Raw genomic sequence first — 24912 nt, 5'->3', positions numbered from 1 at the left:
TTAAAATGTTGCTACACTCCGTTGTCCTGCGAGGAAAACGGCATTTGCCAGCAGGAGTCTTCCATGGTAGTAGAAGCCGCGAAAGATGGGATTATCGGCAAAATAGATCACCTCGCCCCTCCCAATGGATTCCATTCCCAGGATCAGCGACTGTTCTAGCGGTTCGAGCGCCTGTGTACCTGCAAACCCTGCAACCAGGCTATTTTCTTTAAGAACGCCGACATTCCATCCATCTTCCAGCCATGAGAATGCACGCGGGTTGACTTTTAATGTGAAGTAGTCTCGCGGATACCCAAATGCCAGGGGATGGGTTGTGTCTAATTCCGTACGGAAGATGGCCCCGGGGATGTCCTGAGTGATTTCATGCCGATCACGGTCAGCATAGGGCTGGATCTCCGTATCCAGTGAATCTGCGCCGTCCGCATCGTCGGGTTTGCGTTTCAAACCGAACCCGTCCTTGTCTGCAAGGAAAGCTGCTGCCCTTTCGAGAGCAATCAGTCGCCCCCCTTCCCGGATCCAATCCCGGACTTCTTCCAGGCGGCGCTCGTCCAGTATGTCGCTATAGCTTCCAGAGGGCAGGATGATCACATCGTAGCGAAAAAGTGGTAGATCTCCAAAGTCGTCACTATCTACGAGGGTGGCACTGTATTCGAGTTGCTCGTCAAAGAAGTGCCACAGCTGTCCGAGGCTGTAGGGGCTGATGGGTGTACCCGCAACGATGGCAACCCGCGGGGCTCGTATGAAGACGACATCCCCGGAACCAAAATCAACACCCTCTGTGACGCGTGTCGTGGTAACGGCATCCACCTGCTGCTTTGTGCGTCGTGCACTCTGAATGACGAGGGAATCAAAGGCTGCTCCTGCTCCCCCGCGCGTCATGATCAGTGTCCCCTCGTCATAGGATTGCTGATTGACCTCAAAGGGAACCTCTGCGTAGCGCACCTTCACGCCCCTTTGCAATAAATCTGCAAGTAGCCGCGCATCTTCAAAGCTTTTCCACTCTGCTATATAGGCAACGGGTTCAGATGGGTGAGCACTGGCAGCAGGCACCGGAGCAATCGTCTCCCAGGTTACTTCCCGATCCAGTGCATAGGCTTCCACACCATAGACATAAGGAAGGGCCCAGGCGGTGATATCGTACGTGAGCGAATCTTCCAACTCCGGCTCCGGCTCGAATAGAACACGGGCCAGTACCCCTTTTGGCTGTGCAGCAGGAACGACGAGATCTCCCGGTTCAACCTGCAGTTCTTCCCGGGCCCCTGTGTGGTAGGCAAACCCGTTTTCTCTGCCGGTCGTCGCAGCGAATCCGTACGTGATTCCAAGCAAGTCTAGGTGGTTTGAGATTGTGTGGACCTGATCTTCCTGTCCTGCCCGGCGGATCAAGTACGCCGCATGTGCTCCGGTTGCGTCGGCAACAGAATTGCGGAAGTACTGAGTAAACTGATCGACAATGCGGTCCCGTTCGTTTGCCGCAACCTCAATCGTAGATAGGCTCGTGGTGTAGTGGTGCTCAATCCGGTCAGCGAGGGTCAGAGTATCTCCCTCTGCTGTAATAATCCCGAGTCCGGCGCGTCCAGAGCCCGCCTGCTCGTATGTCATTCCAATTGCACCGTTGAACGTGGGCCATGTGTCACCGTAGCCCGGATAGAACAAGTCAAAAACCTGCCTCGTGAAGAACAGCCATCCCTCCTGATCAAAGTACCGGGCATGATTGGCTCCCATCAGGTCCTGGAGTTCCCGCTGCCATGGCGTGATATCTTTATGGTATGGCACTGCTGCAGGAGCGAAATAGTAGGGGCTGTTTACGCTTTGCTCATGAAAGTCCACATGAACATGGGGCATCCAGCGATTATAATGTTGCAGTCGCTGGCGCGTCTCCATCTGTGTTCCCCAGGCCCAATCCCGGTTCAGGTCAAAGTAGTAGTGGTTGGTTCGTCCGCCAGGCCACGGTTCCGCATGTTCGCGGGCTTCCTCAATAACGTTCGGGTGCCGTCCCCGTGTTCGGTGATAAAAATGGACATAACGGTCACGTCCATCCGGGTTGAGGCATGGGTCAATGATGACCACAGTATTTTCGAGCCATGCTGAAACATCGGGATCTGTGCCACTGGCCAGTGTATGAATGACTTCCAGAGCGGCTTCGGTACTGACAGATTCATTACCGTGAACGTTGTAGCTAAGCCAAACCAGTGCAGGGATATCTTCCATCGGTGTTCCTTCCAAGAGTCCGGTAAGCTGGAGGTTTGCCGTGCGAATATTTTCCAGATTCGCAAGATTGTCAGCAGAAGAGAGGATCAAATACTGCAGCACACGACCTTCGTATGTGTGACCATACTCAACGAGAACCACGTTTTCGGCAGTTTCTGCAACATGGCGAACATAGTCCGTGACTCGGTGATGAGGCGTAAAGTCTTCCCCTGCTTCATAGCCCAGGAACTCGGATGGACTGTAGAGCTGCGCCCCGGCAGAGTAGATGAACGAAGTCAGTAGCAAAAAAGAGACAAGGAATTTCATAATGATTTAGTTAGTGTTTGCACGGAATGCTTCGATGCGGAGTTGTGTGGTGACTCTCCCGTTCCATCTATTCTCTTCCACATAGCACAGAAGGTCTAGGCCCGTCTGTTGTACATGGGCTTCTTCTGCGACCGTGTAGTGCTGACCCTGATGGAAGCCGATTGCGTCCATGACGGTGGAAGAATCGGGGGACCGCAGCTTCATTTTGAGGTGATGCCCTCCACGTAGCAGACGAACAGACGTCGGATGCAGGTTTTCCATAAGAAACAGGGGAGCCTCATTTTCTTTGCCAAAGGGCTGGCATAGCTTGAGTATACGCTCAAATTTCCCCGGGATCATCTCCATGGGCAATCGGGCGTCATATTCCAAGGAGGTCTCAATCTTCTGATCTCCAATCTGGGAGAGCACCTCAGTATTAAGTTGTGCTCTAAGAAGAGGCAAATCTTCTTTCTTCAGCGTGAGTCCTGCCGCTTTTGCGTGACCTCCAAATCGAGTTAACAGGTCCTGGCAGCCGGTGAGAGCCTTCAGCATATGGATATCTCCCCAAGTACGCACACTGCCAAATATTTCCTCACCGTCCGAATTCGGAACATCGGTCAGCATCACGGCTGGCCGGGCAAATTCTCGAACCATTTGGGAGGCTGCAGAGCCCAGGATTCCAGGGTGCCAATCCGGGTGGTAGAGCACCAGGGCGCTGGTGTGTTCACCCGCCAGTTGTGTTCGGGCGAGCTTGCTGGCCACCGGGCGTAGCTCTGCCGCAAGAGTCTTTCGGGACACATTGAGCTCATCAAGCTGCTTGGCGAGTTTTTGCGCTTCGTCTTCCGCATCAACCATCAGCAGTGCTAAGGCCTGATCTGCATGTGCCAGTCGGCCGGCTGCATTGAGTCGGGGCCCCAATTGCATCCCGATATCGGTAGCGGTCAGATGCTCTTGATTGCATTTTGAAACAGAGACAAGAGTGGTGAGTCCGGGATGCTCTGATGTGCGGAGGAGATTTAACCCTTCCCGTACCAGAACGCGGTTTTCTCCAACTAAGGGCATGATATCACATACCGTGGAGATGGCAACAAGATCAAGGTACTGGTCCGCGAGGTGGGCGGGTTTGCCGAGGGCCTCAAAGGTAACTTGAATCATCTTGTAGGCCAGCGCACAGGCAGAAATCTCCTTGACAGGGTAGGTGCAGCCTCTACGATTCGGGTTTACATGAGCGTGACAGATGGGATGTTTGTCCTCATTCTCGTGATGGTCACAGATTACGAGGTCAATCCCGGCCTTGTTTGCCTGTCGTGCGGTCTCCTCATCGTTGGTGCCGCAGTCTACGACAATGATGAGTGAGCATTCCTTTGCGCGTGCCAGTTCCACTCCGCTGGTGTGAAATCCGTGATTTTCTTTTTGGCGATGAGGGATGTAGGACGCGGTTGTAATCCCGTGGGATTTCAGGAATTGCAGAACGAGTGCGGTCGAAGTCACGCCATCGGCATCAAAGTCCCCATATACTAGGACATTCTCTTTTTCTGTGATGGCACGCGCGATCCGCCCAGCAGCCAAGTCCACATCTGCCAAGAGGTGTGGATCGTGAAGATCTTCTTTGGTTGCACGAAAGTAACCTCGCGCGGCATCTAGCGAATCAACTCCGCGCAGAATCAAAAAGCGTGTGAGCGGTTCTGGTAATGAATTCAGTGCATCACTGAGTACCTGCACATTGGTTGGATTTTCGATGGGACGCTCAATCCATCGCATGATGTATATGACCTTCCGATAACGCCCCCAATATACGACCGATCCGCGGGTTCTTGCCTGATTCTCCGTACAGATTACAGGAATTATACCAGAGCATCACGGACCGAGGATAGACCAAGTCTATTTCGATCAAGGTCTTGCCTATAAAAGATTAGGAAAGCACACATTCGCGATTTATCTTCAATTCCGCTCACAGCCGAAGATATCACGAAAAAGTTGAGTGTACATGTAGCTGCGAATAGAGCAATGGACCGATGTATCTAATCATACTTCGTATTTTGGGCGTTTAGTTGAGCATTTAGGGTTTCGTAAGCATGTCCAGTTTAGATCCAAAACTAATCATGTAGTTTTTGCACGTACCGGTGAGGTTCATAGATCGGAGCGATGCACAAAATTTTTGATACGTTGCATTCAAGTCGGAATTGGAAGCAATTCGTCCAAGTTCGAAAAACCGCAAACACACGCCAATTATTCATGTAATCTAGAGCAACTAGACAATGAATGCCCTAGGTAGCTGGGCCATTGATTGCAATAAGAAGAGTTTTACAAAATACTCCTCAGAATATGAGTTTCAATATGGTTTTTGTTGGCTACGATGTCAGCATACACAATATGGCAAAGAAGTTCATCAATGCACATTCATTTTGAACCCAATCTCAAGCACCAGTCAGCCGCTGTTGACGCTGTGATCCGTGTATTTGAAGGAGCTCCCTATACCCACCAGGAGGAAAAACTTTGGGCAGGCGATGTGTCCGGTAACGTGTTGTACATAGATGCAGAGAAGATTCGAACGAATGTAGCCAAGCTGGCGGAGGAGAGAAATATAGAGGAATATGCCCCTACCGACGAGCCAGATTTTTCAATTGAGATGGAGACCGGCACGGGCAAGACCTATGTCTATATACGGACCATCTTCCAGCTTCATAAGCAATACGGCTTACACAAATTCATGATCGTGGTGCCAAGTGTGGCGATCCGCGAAGGTGTTCTGGCCGCCTTGCGTGATACCCGTCAGCATTTCTGGGAAATTTACGGAGAGATCGCATCCGTTATTAAGTACGATAGTAGGCGTTTGTCTGACGTGCTGAATTTCTGCGCGACCAATCACTTGTCCGTCATAGTGGTGAACAAGCAGGCTTTTGACAGTGACAACAAGATTATCAATGCCGAGGATCGGGACAGTGGAAACCTGTTAGAGCAACTTCAAAAAGTGCAGCCGATAATCATTATGGATGAGCCACAGGAAGGCATGGATACCCCGAACATGCAGAAGCGGCTTGCCGCATTTAATCCTTTGTTCAAACTGCGCTATTCGGCGACCCACAGACACCCGAAAAACGTTATCAATCGCCTAACACCTTATGATGCCTATAACAGTGGACTGGTTAAGAAAATCGCCGTTCTCTCTATCCATGAGACCGACACGCAAAGCAATGTGGCCATCAAATTCCGTCGTCTTAATCTTGTCAAGGGAGGTCCCACAGCCAGTCTACTATTAAATGTTCGTTTGAAAGATGGAGAAGTCAAGGAAAAGGCCGTCACTGTTAGGCGTCTGGACGACTTGGTGAAGAAAACCAACAACCCCGTATATACGGGCTGGATTGTTGAAGATATTAGGACGGCCGATGTTTTTGGTGGAGAGGGCTGTATAAAGTTTGACAACGGTGAACGGATTTATGAGGGAGGCACGACTGGCAGCGATAAGGAAGAAATTTTTCGTCAGCAGATTCGCCACTCAATCCAAAATCATTTCCGTAGAAAGAAACAGCTTGTGCCTATGGGGATCAAGCCTCTTGTCTTATTCTTCATTGATCGGGTAGCCAACTATATTCAGCCAGATGGACTGATTCGTCGTCTGTTTGTGGAGGAGTACAAAAACCTTTACCAGCAGCAGTATCGCCAGAATCCTACCAATATTGACGCAGTCCATGGAGGATACTTTGCGAAGACTCGTGAGGGCAAATACACCGATCATGTAAAATCCATGGAAAGTGAGGCCAGTAAGGCTATCTATGACCGGATTCTAAAGGAAAAAATGCAGTTACTTTCCTTTGATGATCCGCTTGAATTCATTTTCTCACATTCTGCCCTAGGTGTTGGATGGGATAATCCCAATGTGTTCACCATCTGCACTCTCAATCAGAGTATCAGTCAGATCAAGAAGCGCCAGGAGATTGGGCGCGGTCTTAGATTGTGCATTCGGCAAGATGGCAGGCGCTATCGTGATCCAGAGGGCACCGTGGAAGGTCAAGAAATTAATCGTTTGACCGTGGTGCCGAACGAGAGCTATCAGGCATTCGTGATCACCTATCAGACCGAGTTACGTGAGGAGTTAGGCGAACATGCAGAGGCACCAGAGATGCGAGATGAGAACCGCACACCAGCCAAAATCAGGCGTAATGACAACCGTGTTAAATCAAAAACTTTCAAGCGTCTTTGGGGTCAAATTGCCGCCGAAACGCGGTGTATGGTTCATTTTCGTGAGAAAAGTCTGATTGAGCAAGGAATTAAGGCCTTATCTGAGATAGGAATTGCAAAAAATGAGCTAAACATTTCGCTACACAGATGGTCAGCAATAAAAAATGATGTGATTCAAGATGAACTGGAAGGAGCAACCCGTGTCAGCATTAAAGGCCAAAATGCTGCGCTCAATGTGGTTGACGAACTGTCTCGCGATACTGCACTTGCAACAACGACCATTGCTGCAATTCTAACCGGACTACCGGATGCACAACTGGCTATGCTGGCTCGCAATCCAATAAAATTCATGGCGGAGGCCACGAAAAGCTTGAGACGGATTGTAGGCCACGAGTTGGTAAGACTTATTCGCTATGAGAAGACGGGCACAATCCTACCACTACAAGAATTCTTCGGCGACGAGGAAGAAACTAGGCGTGAACTGACACCGACTCCGAAGCGCGGTCTCTATGACCATATCATTCCCGAGTCCGATGTAGAAAGAGATTTGGCGATCATTTTCGACAATCATTCAACCGTGCGCTTGTTTCTGAAACTGCCCAAAAAATACAAAATCCCAACGCCGATTGGCAATTACACTCCCGATTTTGCTTTGGTAATGGAAAAGCGAAATCTTGGCAATTCAGATGCGGAGGATGGGTTTTATTTTGTTGTCGAAACCAAGGGTACAAGCGAGCTGTGCGAACTGAGACCGGATGAACGGATGAAAATCCAATTCGCTATCAAGTACTTTGAGGCATTAGGAATGGGAAGCTATCTGGCCCCCGTTAACAATACCAAAGCTTTTGATGATAAAGCCTTTAAGGCAGTCAGAGAAAAATTTTTTGACCAGTAAGCTAGTCCAGTATGACCGAGAATCAAGTACCAAGAATCAACATCACAAGTCCAGATATGAATGCTGAGAGGCTTGCTGAACTACGTCGAATTATGCCTGACCTATTTGATGGAGACGGGCAACTCGATGAAGCTGCAGTACGTCAACTTTTTCCCTCGGAGAAAATTAGAGGGATAGAGAAATACCGCTTTGAATGGGTGGGGAAGCAAGAATCCAAACACCGAGCTTTTACACCGAGCCGAGCCACCCTAGTTGCTGACAAAGGGCGTAGTGTAAATTATGATCAGACCAAGAACCTTTTCATTGAAGGTGATAATCTTGAAGTCCTGAAGCTTTTGAAATCTACTTATTTTGAACAGGTAAAATGCATCTATATTGATCCCCCCTACAACACCGGCAGCGATTTTATCTACCCAGACAATTATGCCGAGAAGAGGGAGGCATATTGGCAGAAAAGTGGAATAATCAAGGATGGTGTGAAGCTAGTTGCTTTGGCCGAAACCAGCGGTAGGAGGCATTCTGAATGGTTGAGCATGATGCAATCACGCTTGTACGCGGCAAGAAGTCTGTTACGAGAGGACGGGGTGGTCATCATTCATATTGATGAGAACGAGGGGCATAGATTGCGCATCTTGCTTGAAGATGTATTCGGAAACACAAACTTTCTTGGTGAAATCATTTAGGACAAAAGAAACCCAAAAGGGGACAGCGGGAAGGTTTCATATCAGCACGAATCTATTCTTCTATTTGCAAAAAATCTGGCCTCGTTCAGAGAACACAACGAATTGACAGTCCCCAAGAGAAATGCCGAAATCATGTTGAAAAAGGCGGCTCATTATTTTTCCTTTGTCGGTCAGAAAATAGTGCCACCCCGTGTATCCGAGGCTCTAAGTATACTTGGCTTAAGTGAGACAAAGGATTACGAAGAAGAATATACTCTGGAGGATGCGAATCAGGACTATCAGAAGTGGCTGGCCTCGCAGGGTACAGCTCTGTCTGGTGGGGAAGCAGCATACAAACACATTGACGACGAAGGCAAAGTTTTTCAGACGGTATCCATGGCCTGGCCCAACAATAAGCAGGCACCGAGGGAATACTTTATGCCATTGCAGCATCCCGTAGTGGGCAAACCTTGCCCCGTCCCCGCCAAAGGATGGCGCAATCCACCAGGAACCATGAAGAAACTTCTGAATCAAGGCCGTATTGTGTTTGGAGTAAATGAGACTACGCAGCCCCGACGCAAATACATTCTTGAGGAAAATATGTCGGAGAACCTTGCTTCCCTGCTGTACTACGGATCTAGTGATGATGCTTCACTAAAGAAGATGGGGATTCACTTTGAAAATCCCAAGCCTGTTGAGGTTGCAAAGCGCCTGATGACCGGAGTTGTAGGCAACGGAGATCTAGTTTTAGATTTCTTTGCTGGGTCCGGTACGGCAGGTCAGGCGATCATGGAAATGAATTCTGAGAGTCACAAAGATGTACGATTCATCTTGGTTCAAATTCCCGAACGCATTAACGAAAAGCATAGCGCGTACAAAGCTGGGCATAAGACAATTGCGGAACTCTGCATTGACCGTTTGGAGAAAGCGGGGAGGAGGAGAATTGAAGATAGTGGAAGTATACTTGACGTGGGCTTTCGTGTCTATCGTCTCACTGAAAGCTATTTTCCGGAAAATCACTTTGAATTCGACCCATCCAAGTCAGAGAAGGAAAATGTAGCCGCACTGAGGAAGCATCTTGAGACCGCCAGCCAGCCCAGAATTTTTGACAAAAATGAGATTGCTGACATCATCACCGAAATCTCGTTGAAAAACGGCTATGGTCTGTTTTACACACTTGAGCACATGAAGAGACGATTCCCGGGGAATACGGTTTACCGCTTGTCCGGCAACGGAAAAGGCGCGCTTCTCTGCCTTGATGTTGAGCTGCAAGAGAAGAACGTTAGGATCTTGGCTGAACGGTATCCAGAGGATCAACTCATCTTGTCCAGACGGGCCCTCTGCACCGCGAAAAACTGGACACTTCGAAACGCATTTGGTGACAATCTCCGTACGGTTTAGAAGGATTAGGGGGTCTCATTCTTGTGCTGTCTACTACGTTGCTCTTGCAAGATCAAATGAGCTCGGGTTAAGTCAGTTCGGGATGGGAAAGGTCGAGAGAATGGCTGGTGCGAGCAATAGCACCTTGTCTCGACCCCTGGTGTGTCCGAGAAGTTTTTATCAGCATACAAGCAGAGTATAGAGTGGGAACATAGCGAAATAAATCAGAAAGTTACATGGCGAATCGACAGCATCTCCAATGGATCCTGGAGGGAGTCTCTAGTTGGAACAAAAGGCGGGCAATCCAACCTTTCATTCCAGATCTCTCAGGTGTGCATATATACAGGGAGTGCCATAACGCGGGACTTGTGAATAACAATGGCCATGTTTCTCTTCCCGGAATTAATCTCAATAGGGCTAACTTGAGTAAGGCCATTTTAGCGGGTCTTCCTTTTGATGATGGAGGAGATTACAGGGGAGCGACGTTCCACTTTGCCGACCTAAGGGGGGCTGATCTTTCTAATTCAAGATTTAAAGATGCTGACTTTACGGGTGCTGACCTTCAAGGGACAGATCTTTCAGGAGGATATGTCACAAATGCGAAATTCAGCTATGATACTAACTTCAAGGGAGCTCGCTTATCAAATATATCTCTTAAAGGAGTAGATCTTACAACGGCTAACCTTGTGGGTACAGATTTAAGAGGGTCAAGGCCTTGGGAAGCTTTAATGTTTCCCGAGCATATGTCATTCCCATCCTATGAGGAAACATGGATTTCTACTGCTACCGTTGAATGCATAGAAGATTTTCTTGAGGCATGCAGAGTTATTAAATCGCATCTCCCCGATGCGATTTTGTTTTTCCGAGGTGAGGCCGTAAGTGGTTGGGATTTGCGACCCTCAGTGATGCGACAATCACAAGAGGGAAAATTCAGGCTCCGTGCCAACGAGGGGAAAATGCTTCTCGACCTCATGGCAAGGCGGCCAAAAGATTTTGAAGGCACCCGATCAGCTATGGCCCAATGGGTGATCGCCCAGCACCATGGACTCAAAACCAGACTCCTTGATATTACACGTAATCCACTGGTAGCATTGTTCTGGTCTTGTCTAGATGCAGATTACAATAAACCAAACCCCGGGATATTACATGTATTCTCCTTGCCCAGGGAATTGGTTAAACCCTTCAACAGTGATACGGTATCAATTATTGCCAATTTTGCTAAACTTCCACGGGAAGTTCAAAATATACTATTAGGTTGGACGCCGCAAGGCACAAAGGGTAGGGAGTCATACCTCAGTTATCGAGATACTTACCTGGATGCTCTGCGCCGTCTTTACCAGCTGATTCGAGAGGAAAAGCCATATTTCGATGATCGCATTGACCCTAAGGATTTTTATAGGGTATTTGTTGTAGAGCCCGAGCAATCTTTTGAGCGCATCCAGGCGCAATCCGGTGCCTTCCTTATCTCGGCATTTCACGAAAGATTTGAACGCAATGAGGTTCTAAATTTCACCTCAGGGGTTCCGATTTATGGCCATCACACTTGGGAGATACCGACAACAAAGGATAAGGAGAGAATTTTGCATCAACTCGATTTAGTCAACATCACCCGAGAAACACTGCTTCCTAGTCTTGATGAGTCAGCCAAAGCAATAATTGATGAATATTCGTCATTACCAGAATCTGGTTTCCAGGAATCAGGAAAAACACGGAATTATGGTAACTTTCGCGGGACACAGACGAGGTAATTTGCTCTTTTTCTTGATTCAAGAATGATATTAGAGGGTTGAGGATGATTTTTCAAACAAGAAGCATGAATGTTTTTCACTAAAATGGTCACACTGCTGTAGAGTAAGGGAATCAGACTATGGTGAGTCGAATAGTTGGTATGCTAGACAAACATTGAGCTTTCGGATTCGCCAGAGGAGACATATATGCATGGTGCATCAACATTTCTTTGGCCGAGTCCAACTCATTACCAACACGAATCTACGTGTGATTCAACAAGGCGGGGACTATGCCGTGGATGACAAAGAGGAGGATTTCTTGATTGTATATCAAGTTCGGGAAGAATAGTAAATGGGTTTCGTAGATTTGGGCATGTATATGCTCGCGGGCGTGGGGATTCAAGTCGATGGATGTAATCCTGCGTGTTTGTAATCGTACCATCTGTCAACCGAACTCTATATAATTCCAACAACGGTGACAAAAGAAATTTCATTGGATACTCCCGTTCTTGAAGACAGGCTCCATCCATTTTTCATAATCGCTCCGCTGTGGCTGACTGCGTTCATCGTAAGCTGCCAGCTCTTTATTGTGTCACCCCTTTTACCAATCATTCAGGATGAACTCCTCAATCGGACTCCTCCGACAGACTTTGCACTTGGCTTTTTGGGCACCGCCTATTCAGTTGTATTAGCTTTCTCCACACTGATCGTAGGCCCGATCTCTGATCGTGTAGGACGACGTCGTGTACTAGTTGTCGGAACCGCCCTCATTGCTGCGGTACTGTTATTACATGGAGTAGCAGTTCACTACGAGTCACTCTTGGTCATGCGTGCGCTCACTGGAATGGCGACAGGGGTATACAGTGGTAGTATGGTCGCATTTGTGGGTGACTACTTTCCCTACAAACGTCGCGGGTGGGCCACCGGGTGGATCCTGACCGGCGTGGCATGTGGTCAGATCCTTGGGATGCCAGCAGGGATTCTATTAGCAAACGCCTATGGATTTCAGACTCCATTCATTGTTTTCGGTGGGTTGATGGTCTTGGCGAGTGCAATGGCCTGGTGGTATTTGCCGCAGTCCAACGTGAAGTATGATGAGGTGCCATTTTCCATTCCCGCTGTGCTGAGAACCTATGCCACACTTTTGCAGAGCCGAGGGCCGTGTGCAGGGGTTGTAATTTATTTCCTTCTCTTTGCAAGTCTCGGCGTATTCCTGTTCTTTTTCCCAAAATGGCTGGAAGAGGATGTGGGAATTTCGATACAGCAACTGGCCCTGCTGTTTGTGATCGCGGGAATCGGAATTGTTGTAGGGACGACCTCGGGTGGAGTTCTTTCGGACCGCTTCGGACGGAAGCCAATCTTGATCTTTGCATGCGGGGCTCTGACCCTTGTGCTTCCATTTGTGACCTTTTGGGTGCGAGGATTTACTAGTGCGGCCGTGTTCACTGCAGTGATATTGATTTTGGGGGCCATGCGTACCGGGCCGATCATGGCACTGCTGACGGCACTCACAGCACACACGCAACGGGGTTCCATGATGGGACTGGCCATTGCATCCGGGCAGCTTGGATTGGGGGTGGCAACGGCTGCGGCCGGGTGGTTTTATGAACACCCGGGCTTCCCATACAATGTGCTTGCAGCGACCATTGCAGTCGTTCTCATGGCCTGGGTGGTCTGGCGTCTGCTTCCAGAGCCTACAGAAGCTTGAATGAGATCCCGGCGGCCAAGGACTGCTTCCGCTGGATGTAAGGGGACAGGTCTCTGTCGAAGAGTGCAGTGTATTCCGCGTTGACCTGAAGCCATGAATTCACCTTCATGGTCAGTAAGGTCTCCCAGATCGTGTCAGGTGATTGCTGGTTGAAAGCAATAAAGAGGGTCAGAGTTGACTTCAGATCCACATTGGGGAAGATCGTTCGATCAAAAATGAACAGCCCCGCAATCCCCATCTGCCAGCGAAAAGGTGTGTCCGGGGATACCTTGTAGCGACCGCGCAGGCTGCGAATGGTGACGATGGTTTCCTTGGCAGCGATCCCCAGTTGCAGATCAAGCCAGGTCTTGACTGGGTAATCCAGGCCAATGGACTGCGTGAAGGTTGCAGGAGATAAAAATCCAGAAATTCTCAGAGCATCTGTCCCCGAGTCTGTCTCGTTGTACTGATAGCCATCCGCAAACTGGGATCGAAAATCGAACGTGATAGCAGGACTTAGCCGCCCGAAGACAGGGACTTCAGAAAAGCTGACTGCACTTCGCACATGAATCAGATCCTCCGACTTGCGCAGTTCAATCCCATTCTGTTTTACGATTCCAAACGCGAGGCGGACCTCATGCTCCTGTGGGGCTCTTCCAGAAATCCTGGTTGCCTGAGCATGGATGCCTGTCCCCAATGCAAGAGAACTTACGCCGCCATCGTGCCATCGCCGGAATCCAACCTGGGTAAAGGAAACCGATCCTTGCACCTCGGTAGTCCAGGTGGAGTCGGACTGCGCAGTACTACTCGGCGCAGCGGATCCCAAAAGGACCAATAACAAGGTGAGTCTATACACGAAGACTGTGAATAAGGTTAGTGGGCCATGCTGACGCGGAGGCGGTTACGAGCACGCTCCAAAGCTCGTTCTGCCCGGATCCGGTCAACGTCTCCAGATCCACTTCTAAGGCGCTCCAGTGCCCGCTGTTCTGCTTTCTGTGCGCGGTCCGTGTCAATGTCAGATGCCGGCTCTGCGGTTTCTGCGAGAACCGTGACGATGTTTCCAATCACCTCAATGAAGCCTCCGCTGGTGGCGAAGGATGCCTTTTCTGCGTCGGCCAGTGTTAAGATCAGAGGCCCCACATTCAAGGAAGAAATCATGGGAGCATGATTGTACAGGATCTGAAAATTTCCGTCTGCGCCGGGAGCACGAAGGCCTTTTGCGTATCCCTGAAACACGCGCTTGTCAGGCGCAACGATGTCAACCCGAAGCAGCCGCTGATCTTCGCTCATGATGCTTCAGCAAGCTTGCGTTCGCCATCCTCGATAACCTCATCAATCGTGCCCTTGTAGGTGAAGGCAGACTCTGGCAAATGATCCAACTCCCCAGAGAGGATCATACGGAACCCTTTGATCGTGTCCGCAATCTTGACGTATTTCCCTTTCGCTCCAGTAAACTGCTCCGCAACAAAGAAGGGCTGGCTCATATACCGTTCTGCACGACGGGCACGCTGGACGACAAGCTTGTCTTCGTCGGAAAGCTCATCCATTCCGAGGATGGCAATGATATCCTGCAACTCTTTGTAGCGCTGCAATAACTGCTTTACATCCTGCGCGGTGGTGTAGTGCTCGTCGCCGACCACACGCGGAGTCAGGATCGTAGAGTTGGAGTCAAGAGGATCGATTGCCGGATAGAGCCCCAGAGAGGCAATGCGGCGGGACAGTACGGTGGTTGCATCCAGGTGTGCGAATGCTGTGGCCGGTGCAGGATCTGTGAGGTCGTCTGCCGGTACGTAAATTGCCTGCACAGAGGTAATAGATCCGCTTTTGGTGGAGGTAATCCGTTCCTGTAGCTCACCCATCTCGGTGGCTAGGGTGGGCTGATAGCCTACCGCACTGGGCATCCGTCCCAGAAGGGCACTGACTTCAGAGCCTGCCTGGGTAAACCGGAAGATATTGTCAATAAACAGCAGCACATCGCGGCCCCCCAGGTCACGGAAATACTCCGCAACCGTTAAGCCACTCAGAGCGACACGTGCACGTGCACCAGGAGGCTCATTCATCTGACCAAAGATCAGGCTGATACTGCTTTCCTTAATCTTGTCCATGTCAACCTTGGAGAGGTCCCAGTTTCCTTCCTCCAATGCATGCTGGAACTCTTCCCCGTACTGCATCACACCGCTCTCAATCATTTCGCGGAGCAGGTCATTACCTTCACGAGTACGTTCCCCAACCCCGGCAAAGACGGACAGACCTTCGTGTGCCTTTGCAATGTTGTTGATCAATTCCATGATGAGGACCGTCTTGCCGACACCTGCACCACCAAAGAGGCCAATCTTGCCGCCACGCGAATACGGTTGAATGAGATCTACGACCTTGATCCCGGTCTCCAACATCTCAACACTAGTAGACAGGTCACTGAACGCGGGTGGCTCGCGGTGAATTGGCAGAGATCCTTCAGCCTCGGGTTGGGGTAACCCGTCAATGGCGCGGCCGACTACGTTAAACAGACGCCCCCGGATATCTCCTCCGATAGGCATCGCAATGGGTTGTCCGGTATTGTTGACCGGAACCCCGCGGATCAACCCATCGGTTGAGTCCATGGCTACGGCTCGCACACGGTTTTCTCCCAGATGCTGCTGTACTTCAAGTACAAGCGCGTCCTGATTTTCACGAGTAATTTCCAATGCATCCAGAATATCCGGAACTTCTCCGGCGGAAAAGGCAACGTCAACCACAGGCCCCACGACCTGTACGACTTGACCAGTTGAGGCCATGTTATTAAGCGAGATTTTGTTGAACGGAAAAAATACGCAACTCTGTGATAAACCCGACCTTTGAAGAATCCAGTAATGGCTCAAATAAACCGTGAATTTGACGGATAGGGTCGTTCATCGCGATGGGTTGCTGACCAGGAACACGGTTTAACGAGGTTAGCGAAAAATGGCTTCATTTTTAGAGTTCAAAGCTCCAGTTCGTGAACCAAGCGGCGAAATATCTATATTGCCGAGGCGGATGGAACCGAGATCCCTTCCCTTTATTCCATTTCGTCCACAACAGACTCAATTGACCATGAATGTCCCTATGCGCTTTCTTTACATGCTATTATGCCTTGCCTCTGTGCCAGTGTACGGACAGGGGGGCACATCCATTACCGAGAAAACATCGGGCATGGATAAACGCGACGGATTTTTTCCGATATACTGGAATTCAGCCAGTGGAGAGATCTACCTGGAAATACCTGCCCTGGAGCAGGAATTTATTTATGTGACCTCGATGCCTGCGGGATTGGGGTCGAACGATATTGGACTGGATCGGAGCCAACTGGGCAGTACACGTCTGGTCCGCTTTGAGCGCAGCGGTCCCAAAATCCTATTGGTCATGCCGAATCTGCGCTATCGCGCCGATTCTGAATCAGAGGCAGAGCGTGCATCGGTACGTGAAGCCTTTGCCGAAGCGATTATCTGGGGGTTCAAGGTGGAAGCGGAGGAAGCCGGGAGAGTACTTGTGAATGCGACGGATTTCGTTGTTCGGGATGCGAACGACGTTGTTCGCAGACTTCGGGGTGCACAGCAGGGGAGCTTCAGCCTGGATAAGAGTCGCAGTGCTCCGGTTCCATCTATGCTCAAAGCATTTCCAAATAACACAGAGATGGAAGCGCGAATCACTTTTACATCCACAGCTCCCGGCCGTTATGTACGTGATGTGGCAGCGGACCCCTATTCGGTAACTTTGAGCGTGAGGCATTCATTTGTGATGCTGCCCGATGATGGGTACACACCGAGAGTTTTCCATCCCGGGGCCGGGTATGGTTCGATCAGTTACATGGATTATGCAGCACCGATCGGGGAGGACATGAGGAAGCGCTATATCCGGCGGCATCGCCTGATTAAACAGCACTCGGATTCAGTAATGAGTGATCCGGTATCTCCGATCATATATTACCTGGACCCGGGCACGCCAGAACCAGTCAGGGGAGCACTTCTAGATGGTGCTCGGTGGTGGGCAGATGCATTTGAGGCAGCAGGGTTTTCCAATGCTTTTCGCATTGAGATGCTCCCTGAGGACGCGGATCCCATGGATGTGCGATACAACACGATCCAGTGGGTTCACCGTGCGACCAGAGGCTGGAGTTACGGTTCGAGTGTGACAGATCCGCGTACCGGTGAAATCATCAAGGGGCATGTTTCACTTGGTTCACTCAGGGTGCGGCAGGATTATCTCATTGCCGAAGGGCTCTTGGCTCCTTATGGAGATTCCCTTTCAGCGGAGGATCCGATGCTATCTATGTCACTGGCACGGATCCGACAGTTATCTGCACATGAAGTCGGGCACACGTTGGGACTCAGTCATAATTTTGCCTCTTCGGTCAATAGCCGTGCATCTGTAATGGATTATCCTGCCCCGTATGCTGTACTGGATGAGAACGGAGAAATTGAATTGGAGGCAGCGTACGCGACTGGTATCGGTGAGTGGGACAAGGTTGCAATTGCTTATGGGTACGCGCAGCCACTGCCAGACGACAGTGAGGGGGCTTTACTGGACGCGATCCTACGGCGGGCATGGGAGGATGGACTATATTACATCACCGACGCGGATGCCCGCCCGACTGGTGCAGCACACCCGCTCTCTAATCTGTGGGATAACGGCGATGATATGGTTCGTGCCCTTCGCCATGAAATGGCGGTCCGCGAAGCTGCTATGGCACGTTTTGGGGAGGAGGTGATCCGTACAGGTCAGCCATTGGCGACCATGGAGGAAGTTCTGGTTCCGCTTTACCTGCGACATCGCTACCAGATAGAGGCGACCGCCAAATTACTCGGTGGCGTGACCTACACCTATGCGATGCGTGGGGATCAACAGGCATTGGTTGAGCCGGTTGAAGGTGCGGTTCAGGAAGAGGCACTGGAGGTGCTACTGGAGGTCGTTTCGGCTGAGGCTCTCCGGGTTCCAGAGAGTATGCGGCTGAATTTGCCGCCGCGCCCACCTGGATTCCCGATGCACCGGGAACTGTTTCAGCGGCATACGGGCTTGACGTTTGACCCTTATACTCCTGCTGCTGCAGTTGCTACCATGGTATTTACGCAAATTCTGAACCCCGAGCGTGCCGCTCGCATGGCCTATCAGACGGATCGGGATGCCACATTACCTGATTTCCACGGGGTAATGGAACTCGTCAGTGATGTGGTCTGGGGGGTGTCTGTAGCGGATGACCCGTACGAGGCTGAATTGCAGCGTGTAGTACAGCAGGTATGGATTGATGAGTTGATTGGACTGGCCAGTGACCGGGAGGCCGCTCCTGCGGTCAGAGCCTTGGTCGCAGAGCGATTGCGTGAGTTTGCAGAGTGGATTCCCGACAGCAGAGTCTCTCAGAATGATCGGGAAACCCGTTACCACCGTCAGATGGTGCTCGCCGATATTGAACGCTATCTCTTTAGAGAATATGAGCCGGAAGAGCGTCTAGTCGGCACCAGGATCCCCCCAGGGTCTCCAATCGGTTCTGAGGCACGTCGTCAGATGCAACATGCATTTCTTGATGCCACTGCCACTGACTGGTGTAGTCATTAAGCGTCTATGCCATCTCTAAAGAATCCGGATACCGTCAGGGATATTGCCACCGGTTATCTTCGTGATGCGGTCGGCAATCAGGAGGCCGAGTTTCACGACGGTCAGTGGGAAAGTATCGAACAGGCCGTAAGCGGGAATCGGGTCCTGATTGTGCAGCGTACGGGTTGGGGAAAAACGATGGTATACACGATTGCAACCAAGCTCAGACGGGAACGAGGGGCGGGCCCTTCACTTATGATTTCTCCCCTCTTGGCATTGATGCGTAACCAGGAACTGGCAGCAGACGCACTCGGATTGAATGCGCGAAGGATGACCTCGGATAATTTTGATTCCTGGGGTGAAATCCATAAAGAACTCAAGTCAGATGAGGTAGATCTGCTCATGGTTACACCTGAGCGGTTGGCAAATGAAGGATTTTTCTCAAGAACGCTCCCGATGGTGAAAGGTGGATTTGGGATGCTGATTATTGACGAAGCACATTGTATCTCTGATTGGGGGCATGATTTTCGGCCTGATTATCAGCGCATTCGCAGAGTTCAGGAAATGATTCCCGAGGGAGCTGCGATTGTTGCTACGACTGCGACGGCAAATGACCGGGTGGTTGAGGATGTCCGCAGGCAACTGGGGGAGGACATTCAGGTGACACGGGGGAGCCTGATCCGACGCAGTCTGCAACTTCATAATCTCAAATTAACAGATCCCCAGACAAGGCTGGCGTGGATTGCTCAGGCGATTCCGCATTTATCGGGAAGTGGGATCATTTATGTGCTCACACGCAAGGATGCGGATCTGGTTGCTGACTGGCTTAAATCCCGGGGGATTGATGCGAAAGCCTACTACGGAGATACGGGAGAGCGGGAAGAGTTGGAAGAGGCGCTCCTGAAGAACGAGCTGAAAGTTCTGGTCGCAACCATTGCTCTTGGAATGGGCTTTGACAAGCCGGACCTAAAGTTCATCATCCATTATCAGCGTCCGGGGTCAGTGGTGCATTATTACCAACAGGTGGGGCGGGCTGGTCGAGGTATTCAAGATGCGTACGGATTTTTGATGTGGGGGAAAGAAGACGAGCGAATTGCGGATTACTTTTTGGACAACGCCTATCCTCCTCAAGAAGAGATTGATCAGGTTCTTGGAATACTGGAAGAGGCCGATGGTGGACTGACTCTCCCCGAAATCATGTTACAGGTCAATCTCAAAAAAAGCAGGATTGAAAAAGTGCTCAAGCTTGCTTCACTCGAATCTCCTTCTCCTGTCATAAAGGAGCGGGGGGCATGGTATGCAACGGGAGAGGCAGATGGATTTCAGATCCCTCTGGATTCCATTGCCCGGTTGCGGCAAATTCGTGAGCGTGAGCAAGTACAGATGCGTGAGTACATGGACCACAGAGGATGCCTAATGGCATTTTTACAGCGTGCCCTAGATGACCAGACCGCAACGCGCTGTGGGCGATGCCGAAACTGTACGAACAGGGCAGACAAGTCATATCGACCTAAAGAAGAATTGGTTCGCGAAGCGGAACAGTTTATGGGTAAGCGCGAAATACGTATCCGTCCAAATCAGAACTGGCCATTTTCCCTTCTCTCAAATCATCCGATTCATGAGACGAGCACAATCGGGTCGGAGTACCGTGCGAAGTGGGGGATCGCTCTTTGTAGAGCTTTTGAAGGAAGTCTGAGTGATCAGATTCTAAACGAAAGGAGGTTTGCGGAGCAGTATTCTGATGAAGTTGTGGAGGCATTTGTTAGGGTGTTGAAGAAAAAGGCCTCGAAGTTTCGGTGTGTCACGTACGTGCCACCGCACAGGGATAGACAGCATGTGCCAATTCTGGCAGGAGTTGTTGCGGACCGACTTGGTTTGCGTTTGGTTCGCACGGCTTCAAGGACTGGTATAGGGGGACAGCAAAGCCGACAAAAAAATCCGATCCAGCGTGCTCGAAATATTGCAGATGCATTTACAGTGGAGAAGGCGTGTAAGCAGCCGACAATCCTGATTGATGATATAATTGTAAGTGGTTGGACAGTCACAACATTAGCAGCGCTTCTGCGCCATGACGGTTGCCCTGCGGTTTTGCCAGCTGCATTGGTCAAACAAAATTTGGCTGAATAATATGACTTGGCCACTGTCTGGTGACACCAATGTAACGATGCTCCTCTGCACTTGGCTTGGAGGAGAAGGAGAGCACCTTCCCCTTGAGATTCGGGAGTATAATGTACTTGTGCGGTGGCTCCATCAGAATGACTACCGGCCAGGGAATCTGATTGATCGAACATGTGTGGAAACGGCAGCCCGGCAAACAGGACTCAGTGATGACCGCTTGATCGCACTCTTGGGCCGCAGTATTACCTTGGGATTCTATTTAGAAGAGTGGCAGCGGAGAGATTACTGGATCGTTGGCCGGGGGGATGCTGCCTATCCAAAGCGAGTTCGTCAACATCTTAGATCATTTGCCCCTCCAGTGCTTTTTGGCGTGGGAGAGCCCAAATTACTGAATGGAGCTGCAACGGCCGTGATTGGTCCGGACCAGGTCATGGAGCAGTCCAATGAACACGCTCGAGCCATGGCCGCCTTTTGTGCTCAGCGTCATCGTATCACTATCGCGGCAGGCAAACAGACGATCTCGGCTGGGGTCGCCGAATCCGGAATCGGTCACGGAGGATCTGTTATTTGGGTGCTTCAGGGTCCAGTATTTGGGGAGCCGCTCCGAAAATCATTTCGCCGAGCAAAAGCTGCGGGTAAATTCATGATGCTCTCAGGGCGAAGTCCTGCCGATAAACGTTCGCTCTCACAGGAGCCGGAAGTTGGACGCATTGCCATGGCCCTTTGTGATTCAGCGATGTATATAGATGGTACAGAGCTTAGCGGGGATCGTTACTGCCTAGAAGATGCTATGTACCGTGTACTGGACCAGAGAAAGTGCTTTGTATGGTGCATGGGTCAAACTACCGCAGCAGCGGAACGCCTGCTTAAGGCAGGTGCAACCTCATGGATTGACATGGAGATGGCGGTTCATGAAGGTTTGTTTGAAGATCGTGCGGAAATCAGTTCTCACGAGCCTTCACAATTGGCAGAGCCTGAAGGCGAATTGGCGCAGGTGGACCCCCCTAAATCACTGGTTACTGAGGACACTGCAGAGGATGAGTCGAAAGCGGATGCTGGAACTGAAAAAAGTGATGCAAAGAAGACGGATACTCCGAGTATTAAGGTTTCCGTAAGATTTGAGGAACAGCTTGAGCTATTTTAATCAATGCAGATACAGATATGGGCGCATGGGAACGCGCAGTACAAATGAATTCCGGTGACTTGGGAAATACAACTATGCCATATGTATCGTCCTGGTAAAAAATGAAGTACTCTCTCACGAATGATGCCCGTGCGATCCTGCTTCTGTGTGCATTTCAAGGAGGGGAGGAGGAGTTCAGGCCGCTCGGAGGCGCAGAGTATAATCGGGTAGCTACGGTTCTTTACCGATCTGGGAAGTGGCCCCGGGACCTGCTTGAAGCTCAATCCTTGCCAGAGATTGCGGGAGTTAGTTCGGATCGTCTTCGTTGGCTGCTAGGTCGTCGGATTAACCTTGGATTCTGCCTGGAGGAGTGGCAGCGAAAAGGTTATTGGGTGTTTGCTCGCAGTGATTCAGATTATCCCAAAGCAATCCGAGCGAGTATGCGCAATGATGCGCCGCCGTTACTTTTTGGAACCGGAGATCAGAGCCTGCTAACCAGCAAAGGGTTGGCGATTTTCGGGCCGGATGCTATTCCAGAGGGAAGGATTGGGAAAGCTTGCGATGTGGCTGCAGACGCAACGAAGCAGGGGCAGACCGTGGTTGTAGCTGGACATCTCAAGATGGCCCGTAAGATTGTGGAGGCAGTGCAAGAGTGCCTGGGGCGTGTAATCTGGGTGCTGCACGATGGAGAACTGAAGCAGCGCCTAAAAAAAGCCCACCGCCAGGCAATCAGCAGCGACCAACTGGTGATGGTCACGGCGCAAAGCCCGAAAGCGTCGAAAGAATCCGGTGAAACAGCAATGGTCAGTTCACTGGCAGCGGGATTTGCTGAGGAGATATTGTATGTTGACGGTTCAAATTCAAAACTGAGAAAGGACCGATTCAAGACCACAGGGGCAGCTTTGAAGCGTTTATCGGACTGCTGGTTGCTACATGGTCGCCCGACTACTCCAGAGGGTCAGGAGCTAAAGGAGAAGGGCATCAGAGTTTGGAAGACAAAATAGATGGTCGGAAAAAAGAGGAAGCCGTCGAAAAAATGGGGGATTGTGTGATTAGGTGCAGGGAGTTTGGGGAACGTCAGTGTCTGGTTACTTAGACAGCCGTGAAATGATCATGTCCCTCAGGCTTCAGAGGCTCAAGCGTCCCATCTTCCCGGTGGATCAGGACATCCTTTGAGGTAATGACTCCAATGGTGGTAAAGGAGTCTGAAGACATCCGCTCAAGTGTTCCAGAAGGGGCGGTAAACAGCAGTTCATAGTCATCTCCCCCGTTTAATGCGTAGTCAATGACAGTGCGGGATTTCAGGGCTCCTGAGCGCAACTCCGGGGACAGGGGGAGCTTGGACTCCCACAGGATAGCTCCACAGCTGGATGCTGCACAGATATGATGCACTTCATTAGCGAGTCCGTCTGATATGTCAATGAGGGCAGAGGGGCGCACTTCTTTCTGTGCCCATTCGTGTATGAGATCAAGCCGGGGGGTAGGCATCAGGTGACGGGTAGTGAGGACATCCCACACTTCAGGTTCGAGTGTGTTGGGTTCAGTATGGCTGCGTAGCAGATCAAGTCCGGCTGCGGCATCCCCTAAATTTCCACTGACACAGATGCTGTCACCGGGGCTGGCCCCGTTTCGATGCACTAGGTTGGTTCCAGGCGCTTCACCGATGATCGTGATTGACAGCAAAAGCACCGGCGAACGCGTCGTATCCCCGCCAATAATCTGGACACCGTATTTGGAAGCCGCATTAGTGAGGCCACGGTAGAGAGACTCGAGGTCTTCCGTTGAAAATGATCCAGGTATCCCCAGTGCTACGGTCGCCAGTATGGGCTGAGCATTCATTGCAGCGATATCACTGAGATTTACGACCATGGCTTTGTAACCGACATGGTCCATCCTGTAGAAGTCAAAATCAAAGTGATAGCCCTCAATCAAAGCGTCTGTCGTGACGACTTGTACCATCCCGGGTTTTGGGTGGTACACCGCCGCGTCATCCCCGACTCCAGTAATGACCGGTGGCTTGGTACCCGGCAAACTGATTGAGGCGAGGCGGCGGATCAGGTTAAATTCTCCTACCTCTTCAATGGGAGACATAGTGGTGTCGTATTATGAATTGGAGGATTTTGGACCATTGCTTTGTTCTCGAATAACCGGGGAATGTTGCCCGATCAAATGAAACACTGTGCAGTCGAATTGGGTCAGAGAATGGAATAGGAATGCCCTTTCAACGTTCTCATCTTTTGCTGGCAGGGACACTCATTAGTCGGAATCAGAACAGGTTTGTAGTCTTTCGGTGATGCAGCGGAAGAGGCGGTCAAGTAGCTCGCTACAGAATCATATCAAGGAGTGCGCGGGCAGTCTATACAAAGTACGAAGTGGTGGGGCATGGATATGGACTGAGAGAAACCCCGGACTCTGAAAACTGTGGTAATTCGTGTACCTACGGATACAACACAATCATAAACGAGGCTAGCAATATGGAATTGGCTCCGTGCGACGGCTGAGCAAACGCTCAAATGGTCGTGATACCCTTGCTGGCAGTATCACATGCAGCCGAAGGTTTAGGTGCGATTTGTTACTGGAGTGTATCTCAGTATCGATTGAGCAATTTCTGCACTTGCGGACGGAGGTTTTCGTTTAGCCTATCGATCTGTAGTGTCTCATCCCTGGTAATCGCTGTCACAAGGAGCGTCTGAACACGCTGCTTTGATACCCTATGGCATTGGTTGGCGGCAACTGCAGACGCTACGCGACGCGCGACTTTGCCGAGACGGGTATAATCGAGCTGCATCAGATCCACATGACGCTTGACCAAGCTTTCGACGGGCGTACGCCCATTGGAGGTCTCTATGTTTTGACCATCAGTTTTTAGGTCTTCGTTGTCGATTAGTACAATCTCAACCTTATCAATTTTATCGCGACCGGCCGCTATGGCTAGTGCGACGTTCTCGATTTCTTTGTGCGTTTTCTTGGCGCATTTCCAAAAGGATAGACTGTTATTCTGAGTTCTAAGATCAGCGGTCACTGCATCTGCCGAGATCTCCCCTTCATCCATCCATTCCTTTCGTTCCCATTTAGCCTGTGAGATCATCCGCGCTAAATACATT

16 protein-coding genes are annotated in these 24912 nt (G+C 50.5%); 9 read left to right on the top strand and 7 right to left on the bottom strand.

The genetic code is table 11. The features are described from left to right. Nucleotides 1-2514: a zinc carboxypeptidase gene (locus F4Y64_01295; protein MXX96236.1), complete on the bottom strand. Its 2514-nt coding sequence runs from the start codon at nucleotides 2512-2514 to the stop codon at nucleotides 1-3. 6 nt (nucleotides 2515-2520) lie between these two features. Continuing rightward, entirely contained in the window at nucleotides 2521-4254 is a 1734-nt protein-coding gene (gene recJ / locus F4Y64_01290) for a single-stranded-DNA-specific exonuclease RecJ (protein ID MXX96235.1), read from the bottom strand. Nucleotides 4255-4849: 595 nt separating this feature from the next. On the opposite strand from recJ, the gene F4Y64_01285 reads away from it, so the two are divergent. From F4Y64_01285 to F4Y64_01265, 5 genes are all read left to right on the top strand, one after another. Then, nucleotides 4850-7567 carry a hypothetical protein gene (locus F4Y64_01285; protein ID MXX96234.1) on the top strand — a complete coding sequence of 906 codons (2718 nt, stop codon included), beginning with the start codon at nucleotides 4850-4852 and terminating at the stop codon, nucleotides 7565-7567. An 11-nt stretch (nucleotides 7568-7578) separates the two neighbouring features. After that, nucleotides 7579-8250, top strand: a complete 672-nt coding sequence (locus F4Y64_01280; GenBank protein ID MXX96233.1) for a site-specific DNA-methyltransferase — start codon at nucleotides 7579-7581, stop codon at nucleotides 8248-8250. A gap of 54 nt (nucleotides 8251-8304) precedes the next feature. After that, nucleotides 8305-9630 (top strand): site-specific DNA-methyltransferase, encoded by a 1326-nt coding sequence (locus F4Y64_01275; GenBank protein ID MXX96232.1) that lies wholly within the window; start codon nucleotides 8305-8307, stop codon nucleotides 9628-9630. 215 nt (nucleotides 9631-9845) lie between these two features. Next, nucleotides 9846-11357: an FRG domain-containing protein gene (locus tag F4Y64_01270; GenBank protein MXX96231.1), complete on the top strand. Its 1512-nt coding sequence runs from the start codon at nucleotides 9846-9848 to the stop codon at nucleotides 11355-11357. Between the two features lie 454 nt (nucleotides 11358-11811). Beyond that, complete coding sequence (locus F4Y64_01265; GenBank protein ID MXX96230.1) at nucleotides 11812-13044, top strand: MFS transporter; 1233 nt, start codon at nucleotides 11812-11814, stop codon at nucleotides 13042-13044. Here the strand turns inward: F4Y64_01265 and F4Y64_01260 are convergent. The 3 genes from F4Y64_01260 to atpD are packed head-to-tail and all read right to left on the bottom strand — an operon-like array spanning nucleotide 13031 to nucleotide 15797. Further along, a complete protein-coding gene (locus tag F4Y64_01260) occupies nucleotides 13031-13879 on the bottom strand; it encodes a DUF3078 domain-containing protein (GenBank protein ID MXX96229.1) in 849 nt (282 codons plus the stop codon). The two genes, F4Y64_01265 and F4Y64_01260, sit on opposite strands and share 14 nt — an antisense overlap. A gap of 17 nt (nucleotides 13880-13896) precedes the next feature. After that, nucleotides 13897-14313: an ATP synthase F1 subunit epsilon gene (gene atpC / locus F4Y64_01255; protein ID MXX96228.1), complete on the bottom strand. Its 417-nt coding sequence runs from the start codon at nucleotides 14311-14313 to the stop codon at nucleotides 13897-13899. Further along, nucleotides 14310-15797: a F0F1 ATP synthase subunit beta gene (gene atpD, locus F4Y64_01250; protein ID MXX96227.1), complete on the bottom strand. Its 1488-nt coding sequence runs from the start codon at nucleotides 15795-15797 to the stop codon at nucleotides 14310-14312. The genes atpC and atpD overlap by 4 nt, the downstream gene beginning before the upstream one ends. 394 nt (nucleotides 15798-16191) lie before the next feature. Between atpD and F4Y64_01245 the strand changes: the two genes are divergently transcribed. From F4Y64_01245 to F4Y64_01230, 4 genes are all read left to right on the top strand, one after another. Beyond that, a complete protein-coding gene (locus F4Y64_01245; protein ID MXX96226.1) occupies nucleotides 16192-18588 on the top strand; it encodes a zinc-dependent metalloprotease in 2397 nt (798 codons plus the stop codon). A gap of 6 nt (nucleotides 18589-18594) precedes the next feature. After that, nucleotides 18595-20694 carry a RecQ family ATP-dependent DNA helicase gene (locus tag F4Y64_01240; GenBank protein MXX96225.1) on the top strand — a complete coding sequence of 700 codons (2100 nt, stop codon included), beginning with the start codon at nucleotides 18595-18597 and terminating at the stop codon, nucleotides 20692-20694. Continuing rightward, nucleotides 20636-21829: a hypothetical protein gene (locus tag F4Y64_01235; protein ID MXX96224.1), complete on the top strand. Its 1194-nt coding sequence runs from the start codon at nucleotides 20636-20638 to the stop codon at nucleotides 21827-21829. Before F4Y64_01240 ends, F4Y64_01235 begins: the two co-directional genes overlap by 59 nt. A 101-nt stretch (nucleotides 21830-21930) precedes the next feature. Beyond that, the gene (locus F4Y64_01230) at nucleotides 21931-22812 is read left to right on the top strand and encodes a hypothetical protein (protein MXX96223.1); all 882 of its coding nucleotides are present in this window, start codon (nucleotides 21931-21933) and stop codon (nucleotides 22810-22812) included. An 88-nt stretch (nucleotides 22813-22900) separates the two neighbouring features. On the opposite strand, the gene thiL is transcribed toward F4Y64_01230, so the two are convergent. Beyond that, the gene (gene thiL / locus F4Y64_01225; GenBank protein MXX96222.1) at nucleotides 22901-23899 is read right to left on the bottom strand and encodes a thiamine-phosphate kinase; all 999 of its coding nucleotides are present in this window, start codon (nucleotides 23897-23899) and stop codon (nucleotides 22901-22903) included. 496 nt (nucleotides 23900-24395) lie between these two features. After that, complete coding sequence (locus F4Y64_01220) at nucleotides 24396-24911, bottom strand: hypothetical protein (protein ID MXX96221.1); 516 nt, start codon at nucleotides 24909-24911, stop codon at nucleotides 24396-24398. Nucleotide 24912 lies beyond the last annotated feature (1 nt).

The sequence above is a fragment of the Rhodothermaceae bacterium genome (genome assembly GCA_009838195.1).
Taxonomy (GTDB): Bacteria; Bacteroidota; Rhodothermia; order Rhodothermales; family Bin80; genus Bin80.
Note: the sequence above shows the minus strand (reverse complement) of the source record. Positions and strands in the feature narration are given on the sequence as shown.

Coding starts and splice junctions, on each gene's coding strand:
- recJ (MXX96235.1), bottom strand. CDS start 4,254: ATGCGATGGATTGAGCGTCCCATCGAAAATCCAACCAATGTGCAGGTA.
- F4Y64_01295 (MXX96236.1), bottom strand. CDS start 2,514: ATGAAATTCCTTGTCTCTTTTTTGCTACTGACTTCGTTCATCTACTCT.
- thiL (MXX96222.1), bottom strand. CDS start 23,899: ATGTCTCCCATTGAAGAGGTAGGAGAATTTAACCTGATCCGCCGCCTC.
- atpC (MXX96228.1), bottom strand. CDS start 14,313: ATGAGCGAAGATCAGCGGCTGCTTCGGGTTGACATCGTTGCGCCTGAC.
- F4Y64_01245 (MXX96226.1), top strand. CDS start 16,192: ATGGATAAACGCGACGGATTTTTTCCGATATACTGGAATTCAGCCAGT.
- atpD (MXX96227.1), bottom strand. CDS start 15,797: ATGGCCTCAACTGGTCAAGTCGTACAGGTCGTGGGGCCTGTGGTTGAC.
- F4Y64_01280 (MXX96233.1), top strand. CDS start 7,579: ATGACCGAGAATCAAGTACCAAGAATCAACATCACAAGTCCAGATATG.
- F4Y64_01230 (MXX96223.1), top strand. CDS start 21,931: ATGAAGTACTCTCTCACGAATGATGCCCGTGCGATCCTGCTTCTGTGT.
- F4Y64_01270 (MXX96231.1), top strand. CDS start 9,846: ATGGCGAATCGACAGCATCTCCAATGGATCCTGGAGGGAGTCTCTAGT.
- F4Y64_01285 (MXX96234.1), top strand. CDS start 4,850: ATGTCAGCATACACAATATGGCAAAGAAGTTCATCAATGCACATTCAT.
- F4Y64_01235 (MXX96224.1), top strand. CDS start 20,636: ATGACGGTTGCCCTGCGGTTTTGCCAGCTGCATTGGTCAAACAAAATT.
- F4Y64_01220 (MXX96221.1), bottom strand. CDS start 24,911: ATGTATTTAGCGCGGATGATCTCACAGGCTAAATGGGAACGAAAGGAA.
- F4Y64_01240 (MXX96225.1), top strand. CDS start 18,595: ATGCCATCTCTAAAGAATCCGGATACCGTCAGGGATATTGCCACCGGT.